This window comes from Rhodococcus sp. CX (genome assembly GCF_015865005.1).
Taxonomy (GTDB): domain Bacteria; phylum Actinomycetota; class Actinomycetes; order Mycobacteriales; family Mycobacteriaceae; genus Rhodococcus.
The window spans coordinates 23951-31457 of the sequence record NZ_JADZGH010000172.1; the positions used below are offsets into that span (position 1 = coordinate 23951).

Sequence of the window (7507 nt, forward strand, 5' to 3'; positions counted from 1 at the left end):
TCACCGACGGTGGCGACATCCGCTACGTGCTCACCCCCGCCGGCCGGGATCTCGAGGCGGTGGTGGACGCCCTCGGCGCCTGGGGGTCGCGGTGGACCGGACGGCTCGGCGACGAGGATCTGGATCCGAAGCTGCTGATGTGGGACATGCACCGCAACGTCGACCGCTCCGCGATCCCTCAGGACCGGGTGGTGGTGCGGTTCGCGTTCACCGGTGCGCCGCGCGGGTCACGACGGTGGTGGCTGGTCATCACCCCGGACGAGGTCGACGTGTGCGACGTGGATCCCGGTTTCGAGGAGTCGGTGGCGGTCACCGCGGATCTGCGGGCGCTCACCGAGATCTGGCGCGGTGAACGGCAGTGGTCGGAGGCCTTGCGCTCGGGTGCCGTCGCGATCGACGGGCCGGTCACCCTGCGCCGCAGCCTGCCGCGCTGGTTCGCCTCCCCGCTCGCCGCGCAGAGCAGCGGGTGACCCGGGATCAGGGAGCCGTCGGTCGAGTCGGCCGAGCCGGCAGCTGACAGCACCCGGCCGCGCACAACGCGCCGTTGCGGCCGGCGCCGAGCAGCGGTTCCGAACCGAGCCGCTCCGGCTCCCGACCGGTCGCCGCTTCCTCGACGAGCACCCGGACGAGCTGCGGGAAGCGGGCGTCGGCCCCGGCGGTCGCGGCCCGCACGAACCCCATGCCGAGCTCGGCGGCCTTCTGCTTCGCCTCGGTGTCGAGATCCCACACGACCTCGAGGTGGTCGGACACGAAACCGACCGGCACCACGATCACGGCGCTCACGCCGCGCGCGTGCAGGGCGTCGAGGTGATCGACGATGTCCGGCTCGAGCCACGGCACCTGCGGCGGCCCGGAACGGGACTGCCACACGAGGTCGTGGTCGTCGATGCCGGCCGCGTCGGCGACGAGCCGGGCCGCCTCGGCGACCTGCCGGCTGTAGAGGTGGCCGGCGCCGTCGGCGGGGCCGCCGGTGCGGTCCGCGGACAGCGGGATCGAGTGCGCGGTGAACACCACCCGGGCGTTCTCGCGCACGTCCGCGGGCAGTTCGGTGCGGGCGGCCCGGACGGCGTCGGCGACCGCTCCGACGAACAGCGGATGGTCGTAGAACTGCCGCAGTTTCGTCAGTGCCGGGCCGTCCGGGACGGCGGCGCGGGCCCGCGCGATGTCCTCGTGGTACTGGCGGCAGCCGGAGTATCCGCCCCACGCCGAGGTCGGGAACACCAGGGCGTTGCGGACGCCGTCGTCGCGCATCGCGGCGACGGTGTCCTCGATCATCGGATGCCAGTTCCGGTTGCCGAAGTACACCGGCAGCCCGATCCCGGCCGCGGCGAACTCCGCTTCGATCCGGGTGATCAGATCCCGGTTCAGGGTGTTGATCGGCGAGACACCCCCGAAGTGCAGGTAGTGCTGCACGACCTCCTCGAGCCGCTCCGGGGGGACGCCGCGACCGCGGGTGACGTTCTCGAGGAACGGACGCACGTCCTCCGGGCGTTCGGGTCCGCCGAACGACAGCAACAGCAGCGCGTCGTAGGGCTCGGGGGTGTTCGTCATGATCGGTGTCCCGCTCAGGCGCCGAAGCCGACCTGGGAGTGGAAGCCGCCGTCGACGTAGACGATCGAACCGGTGGTGCCCGGCAGCCAGTCCGACAGCACGGTGCACACGGTCTTGGCGACCGGGGTCGGGTCGTCGACGTCCCAGCCGATGGGAGACGCCGCGGACCAGCCCTCGTTGAGCCGGTTCATCTCGGCGCCCGGTCCGGTGGCGTCACCGGCGATGGCCTTGGCAGCGAGGGTCTTGATGGGCCCGGCGGCGACCAGGTTGGAGCGGATGCCGCGGCTTCCGACCTCCTTGGCGACATACCGGTTGACGGCCTCGAGGGTCGCCTTGGACACGCCCATCCAGTTGTAGAACGGCACGGCCCGCGCCGGATCGAAGTCCATGCCGACGATCGACGCGTTGTCCTTGAGCACCGGCAGCAGCGCCTTCGCGAGCGCCGAGTACGAGTACGCCGAAACCTCCACGGCCACGGCCACATCGGACCAGGGCGCGTCGAGGAACGGGTTGCCCAGGCACGAACGCGGCGCGAATCCGATGGAGTGCACGACGCCGTCGAGGCCCTCCGGCGCGAGTTCGCGCACCTTGTCGGCGAGCCCCGCGAGGTGCTCGGGATTCTGCACGTCGAGTTCGATCGCCGGCGGCACCGGCTGCGGGAGCCGCTGCGCGATCCGATCGATCAGCCGCAGCCGGTCGAAACCGGTGATGATCACCTTCGCGCCCTGTTCCTGCGCCACCTTCGCGGTGTGGAACGCGATCGACGAGTCGGTGATGATGCCGGTGACGAGAATGGTCTTGCCCTCGAGCAGTCCGCCCATGAGTGTGTCGGTCCTCCAGTGAGTGTCGGTTACGGTCGCGGCGTTCGCGCCGTCAGTGCCCCATGCCCATGCCGCCGTCGACGGGGATGACCGCGCCGGACACGTATGCGGAGTCCTCGGAGGCGAGGAAGCTGACGACGGCTGCCACGTCCTCCGGGCGACCGAGGCGCTGCAGCGGGATGAACTTCTTCGCGGTGTCGCGCAGATCGTCGGACAGCTCGGCGGTCATGTCGGTTTCGATGAAGCCGGGGGCCACGACGTTCGCGGTGATCGACCGCGACCCGAGTTCGCGGGTCACCGAGCGGGCGAGGCCGATGACGCCGGCCTTGGAGGAGGCGTAGTTGATCTGGCCGGCCTGCCCGGCCATGCCGACGACGGAACCGAGGAAGATCATCCGGCCCCAGCGGCCGCGCAACATCGCCCGGTTGGCGCGCTTGGCACAGCGGAACGCGCCGGTGAGGTTGGCGTCGAGGACCTTCGTGAACTGTTCCTCGGTCATCCGCATGAGCAACGTGTCGTCGGTGATGCCGGCGTTGGCGACGAGCACCTCCACCGGCCCCTGGTGCTCTTCCACCTGCTTGAAGGCGGCATCGACGGAGTCGCTGTCGGTGACATCGCAGACGACGCCGAACAATCCGTCGGGCACTCCCGAGCCGCGGTGGGTGACGGCGACCTTGTGGCCGTCGGCCTGCAGCCGCCGGGCGACGGCCAGGCCGATGCCGCGGTTGCCGCCGGTGACGAGAACCGAGCGTGGGGTCTCGGCGGGGCGGGACGGGCCGGCGGGAGCGGAAACGTCTGTCGGTGCGTCGGTCATGGTGTCGAACCCTATCTGGTGATCGATCGAGATCCGCCGGGACCTCGAAGGGGAAGGAAGCTGTCAGGGCAGCCGCTGGCGCAGGACCAGCGCCGCACCGAGACCCACCGCGGCGGCGAGCACACCGAGCACCAGCCAGGGCCGGCTGGCGTCACCGCGGGTGGTTTCGAACCCGATCTGTTCCTCGAGCGTGTCGTAGGCGTCCTCGAGTTCCTCGAGGCTGGACGCGGTGAAGAAGGCGCCGCCGGACAGGTTGGCGATCTCCTTGAGCGACGGGTCGTCGACGGGCACCGGGATCCGTTCGTCCTCGATGGTCACGGTGCCGTATTCGGTCCCGAAGGAGATCGTCGACACGGGGATGCCCTTGTCGGCGGCCTGCCGTGCGGCAGTGAAGCCGCCGCGCGGGTCGTCGGGGCTCTCGGGCACGGTCTGCTTGCCGTCGGAGAGCAGCACGATCCGCGCCGGTGGCGCCTGGTCACCGCCGCCGAGCACCGCGGCGAGGGTGTCGATGGACTGCATCGCCGTGAAGATCGCCTCGCCCGTGGCGGTGCGTTCGCTGAGGGTGAGCTGGTCGATGGCCGACTTGGTGGCCTCGCGGTTCGTGGTCGGCGACACCAGCACGGAGGCGGTACCGGAGAACGCGACCAGGCCGAGGTTGATGCCGGGGGTCAGGTCGTCGGCGAACTGTTTGGCGGCCTGCTGCGCGGCGACGAGCCGGTTCGGCGCGACGTCGGTGGCCTCCATCGACAGCGACACGTCGATGACCAGCACCACCGTCGCCCGATTGCGCGGGACGCGCTGCTCGGCGGTCGGGCCCGCCAACGCGACGGTGAGCAGCGCCAGCGCGGACAGCAGCGCGATGACCGGGATGTGCCGGGCGGGACCGGGCCGGTTCGGCGCGACCTTCTCGAGCATCTCGAGATTGCTGAAGCGCAGCGCGTGCCGCTGCTTGCGACGCTGGACGAGGACGTAGCCGACGGCGAGCGCCGCGACGACGACGAGGAACAGCAGCCACCACGGTGACGAGAAGTCGGAGAAGCTCATCGGACCCCCTTGGCCGGCGCGCCGAAGCTGTGCCGGCGGGCGGCGACGAACCGGACGATGTCCTCGATCCAGTCCCGGTCGGTGCGCAGCGTCATCTGCGGGGCGCCGCAGCGGCGCAGGGCCTGCTGCACCTCGGTCCGGTGCTCGGCGGCGGCCGCGGCGTAGTCGGCACGCAACCGTTCGGTGGTGGTGAACTCGCGGGTGCGTCCGGTCTCCGGGTCGTGCAGCACCACGTCGCCCAGATCCGGGAGTTCGAGGTCGCGGGGGTCGAGTACCTCGACCGCGAGCAGGTCGTGCCGGCCGGACAGTGCGCGCAGGGAATGTTCCCAGTCGACCGGTCCGAGGAAGTCGCTGACGACGACGACCAGGCCGCGCCGCCGCTGGGGCCGGCGCAGCGCCTCGATCGCGCCGCGCAGGTCGCCGCGGGTGCCGTCCGGCGCGTGCGGGGTGGTCGCGATCGACCGCAGCATCGCCTGGGCGTGCAGGCGGCCGCCGCGCGCCGGGAAACGCGTGATTTCGTGCCCGGTGCTCACGACCGCGCCGATGCGGTTGCCGCCGCCGCTGGTCAGGTGCGCGACGGCCGCGGCCGCCGCGACCGCCAGATCGCGTTTCTCGCAGACGCCGGTGCCGAAATCGAGGCTGGCGGACAGGTCGACGGCCAGCCACGTCTCGAGTTCGCGGTCGGCGACGGACTGCCGCACGTGCGGATGCGTGGTCCGGGCGGTCACCGACCAGTCCATCTGCCGCACGTCGTCGCCGGGCTGGTATTCGCGGGCGTCGCCCGGTTCGGACCCGGGTCCCGGGATCAGGCCGAGGTGATCACCGTGCAGCACGCCGTCGAGCCGGCGCCGCACGGTGAGCTCGAGGGTGCGCAGCGCCGCGGTCAGTGCGGGATCTCGCAGTTCGCCGGACCGGAACGTCGGCGGCGACCCGTGCGCGCGTGGGCTCACCGCTGCCCCGCACCCGCCTCGGGGCCGGCCGGGACACCCACGGCCGGCGCCGCCGGTGCGGGAGCCGGCGGGTTGGGCGCGTTGACCTGCGGTGCGACGTGCGGCAGGCCGACGGTCTGCAGGATCCGGTTGATGATCTGGTCGGCGGTGACCTCGTCGGCGAGCGCGTCGTACGACAGCACCAGTCGGTGGCGCAGCACGTCCGGGATGACGTCGAGCACGTCCTGCGGAACGACGTAGTCGCGGCCGCGGACCAGGGCCAGCGCCCGGGCCGCCGAGATGATGCCGAGGGTCGCGCGCGGCGAGGCCCCGTACGCGATCCAGCCGTCCACGTCGACAAGGCCGAGTTCGGCGGGGGCGCGGGTCGCGAAGATCACCCGCACCACGTAGTCGACGAGCGCGTGGTGCACGAACACCCGGCTGGCGACGTCCTGCAGGCGCAGCAGCTCGGCGTTGTCGAGGATCTGCTTCGGTTCGGGTGCGGACACACCCATGCGGTAGACGATCTCGCGTTCCTCCTCGACCGTCGGATAGTCGACGAGGACCTTGAACAGGAAGCGGTCGCGCTGCGCCTCGGGCAGCGGGTACACGCCTTCGTTCTCGATCGGGTTCTGTGTGGCCATCACCAGGAACGGTTCGGGCATGGGGAACGTCTTGCCGCCGATGGTGACGTGCCGCTCCGCCATCACCTCGAGCAGCGCGGACTGCACCTTGGCGGGCGCGCGGTTGATCTCGTCGGCGAGCAGGAAGTTCGCGACCACCGGCCCGAGCTCGGTGTCGAACTCCTCGCGGCCCTGCCGGTAGATGCGGGTACCGACGAGGTCGGTGGGCACCAGGTCGGGGGTGAACTGGACGCGGGAGAACGAGCCGCCCACCACCTTCGCGAACGTCTCCACGGCCAGGGTCTTCGCGACGCCGGGGACACCTTCCAGGAGCACGTGGCCCTTGGCGAGGACACCGACGAGCATTCTCTCGACGAGCCGGTCCTGGCCGACGATGACGCGCTTGACCTCGTAGATCGCTCTCTCGAGGAGCTGCGCGTCCGACACCTGGCCGGGTGTGGCGGGCGGTTTCGTCCCGTCCTTCGATAGGGCCGGAGCCGAACCCGGGCCCTGCGTGGTCGCACCCTGCTCGGTCGCGCCCTGGGTATTCGCGCCCTGGGCATTGCCCTGGGTATTCGTGCCCGACGTCCCACCCTCACGTGAGGTCACCAAGAATCCACCGCTTTCGCCTAGGTCGTTCCGCTGGAGATCACATTCGGGCACCACTATTCCAGGTGTGGCTGCCCGGCGCCGCCACCGTGCCCCGCGCATGCTGCCCTGCGCGGAGCGGCGATCGAGAAGTACCAGGTCAGGACGCTGTCACGACACCATCCGCACCACATACGGCGTCATTCCGGCCCAGCGAACCGGGGAGATCTTCACGTGCGAACCCGATTGCGGGGCCTCGAGCATCTGCCCGTCCCCGAGGTACAGCGCCACGTGCTGGCTCGCGTTGGGGCCGTAGAAGATCATGTCGCCGCGCTTCATCTCCGCCGACGGCACCTGCTTGCCTGCGGTGTACTGGTAGCCGGTGTAGTGCGGCAGGGAGATCCCGATGCCCGCGAACGCGTAGATCATCAGTCCGGAGCAGTCGAAGCCGACCTTGTTGTAGTCGCCGTAGCTGTCGGCGACGCCACCGTCGCGGATGCCGCGCGTGGGGCCGTTCTCGTCGCCGCCGCCCCACGCGTAGGGCACACCGATCTGCGACATCGCGCGATCGATCACGGTTTCGACGGCGGCGGGGCCGGTGATCGTCGTCCGCGGGGTGGTGCGGGGCTTGGACTTCGGCGTCGACGGCGAGACGGAACTCTCGTCGATCGGGTCGCCGGGGTCCGGGTTGCCCCAGTCCCGGCCGCTGCTGCTCGGCTCCTCGGTGTCCTCGGTGTCCGTGCCCTCCCCGGCGTCCGAGCTGTCTCCGGTGTCCGAGCCGTCCCCGGTGTCCGTGTCGTCCTCGGCCGAGGAACCTCCGGTCGAGGAACCTCCGGTCGACGAATCTCCGGTGGAGGAGTCCCCGGTCGACGAATCCCCCGACGAATCCGCGGTCGAGGTGTCGTCCTCGTCCTCGTCGTCCGGCAGCGGGGTTTCGGCGCCCGCCCAGTCGCCGGGGTCGACGCGATAACCGTCGATCTGGGTGTGCGGGCGCTGGCCGTTGGCGAGCTCGGCGGCGCGGGCGCGCGCCGCGGCATCCGCCGCGACCCGCTGCGCCGCCTCCACTGCCGCCTGCCGTGCCGCCTCCTCGGCGGCGGCGCGGGCGGCCTCCTCGGCCTGCCGCTGCCGGTCCCACGC

General features: G+C 71.2%; 8 protein-coding genes. 1 reads left to right on the plus strand and 7 read right to left on the minus strand.

From position 1 onward, the window contains the following. Nucleotides 1-470 (plus strand): winged helix-turn-helix transcriptional regulator (locus tag I0Q12_RS33195; RefSeq protein ID WP_231610959.1); only part of this gene is annotated, 470 nt, incomplete at its 5' end. A 7-nt stretch (nt 471-477) separates the two neighbouring features. On the opposite strand, the gene I0Q12_RS18350 is transcribed toward I0Q12_RS33195, so the two are convergent. From I0Q12_RS18350 to I0Q12_RS18380, 7 genes are all read right to left on the minus strand, one after another. Next, nucleotides 478-1551, minus strand: a complete 1074-nt coding sequence (locus I0Q12_RS18350) for a ferrochelatase (protein ID WP_197253314.1) — start codon at nt 1549-1551, stop codon at nt 478-480. 14 nt (nt 1552-1565) lie between these two features. After that, the gene (gene inhA, locus I0Q12_RS18355; protein ID WP_197253316.1) at nt 1566-2372 is read right to left on the minus strand and encodes an NADH-dependent enoyl-ACP reductase InhA; all 807 of its coding nucleotides are present in this window, start codon (nt 2370-2372) and stop codon (nt 1566-1568) included. Between the two features lie 52 nt (nt 2373-2424). Continuing rightward, nucleotides 2425-3186: a 3-oxoacyl-ACP reductase FabG1 gene (fabG1, locus tag I0Q12_RS18360; RefSeq protein WP_197253318.1), complete on the minus strand. Its 762-nt coding sequence runs from the start codon at nt 3184-3186 to the stop codon at nt 2425-2427. A 63-nt stretch (nt 3187-3249) separates the two neighbouring features. After that, nucleotides 3250-4230 (minus strand): VWA domain-containing protein, encoded by a 981-nt coding sequence (locus tag I0Q12_RS18365; protein ID WP_197253320.1) that lies wholly within the window; start codon nt 4228-4230, stop codon nt 3250-3252. Then, the gene (locus tag I0Q12_RS18370; protein WP_197253323.1) at nt 4227-5180 is read right to left on the minus strand and encodes a DUF58 domain-containing protein; all 954 of its coding nucleotides are present in this window, start codon (nt 5178-5180) and stop codon (nt 4227-4229) included. Before I0Q12_RS18370 ends, I0Q12_RS18365 begins: the two co-directional genes overlap by 4 nt. Beyond that, nucleotides 5177-6391, minus strand: a complete 1215-nt coding sequence (locus tag I0Q12_RS18375) for a MoxR family ATPase (RefSeq protein ID WP_197253325.1) — start codon at nt 6389-6391, stop codon at nt 5177-5179. The genes I0Q12_RS18370 and I0Q12_RS18375 overlap by 4 nt, the downstream gene beginning before the upstream one ends. A gap of 150 nt (nt 6392-6541) precedes the next feature. Further along, on the minus strand, nt 6542-7507 hold a 966-nt coding region (locus tag I0Q12_RS18380; protein WP_197253327.1), incomplete at its 5' end, for an NlpC/P60 family protein.

Coding starts and splice junctions, on each gene's coding strand:
- I0Q12_RS18365 (WP_197253320.1), bottom strand. CDS start 4,230: ATGAGCTTCTCCGACTTCTCGTCACCGTGGTGGCTGCTGTTCCTCGTC.
- fabG1 (WP_197253318.1), bottom strand. CDS start 3,186: ATGACCGACGCACCGACAGACGTTTCCGCTCCCGCCGGCCCGTCCCGC.
- inhA (WP_197253316.1), bottom strand. CDS start 2,372: ATGGGCGGACTGCTCGAGGGCAAGACCATTCTCGTCACCGGCATCATC.
- I0Q12_RS18350 (WP_197253314.1), bottom strand. CDS start 1,551: ATGACGAACACCCCCGAGCCCTACGACGCGCTGCTGTTGCTGTCGTTC.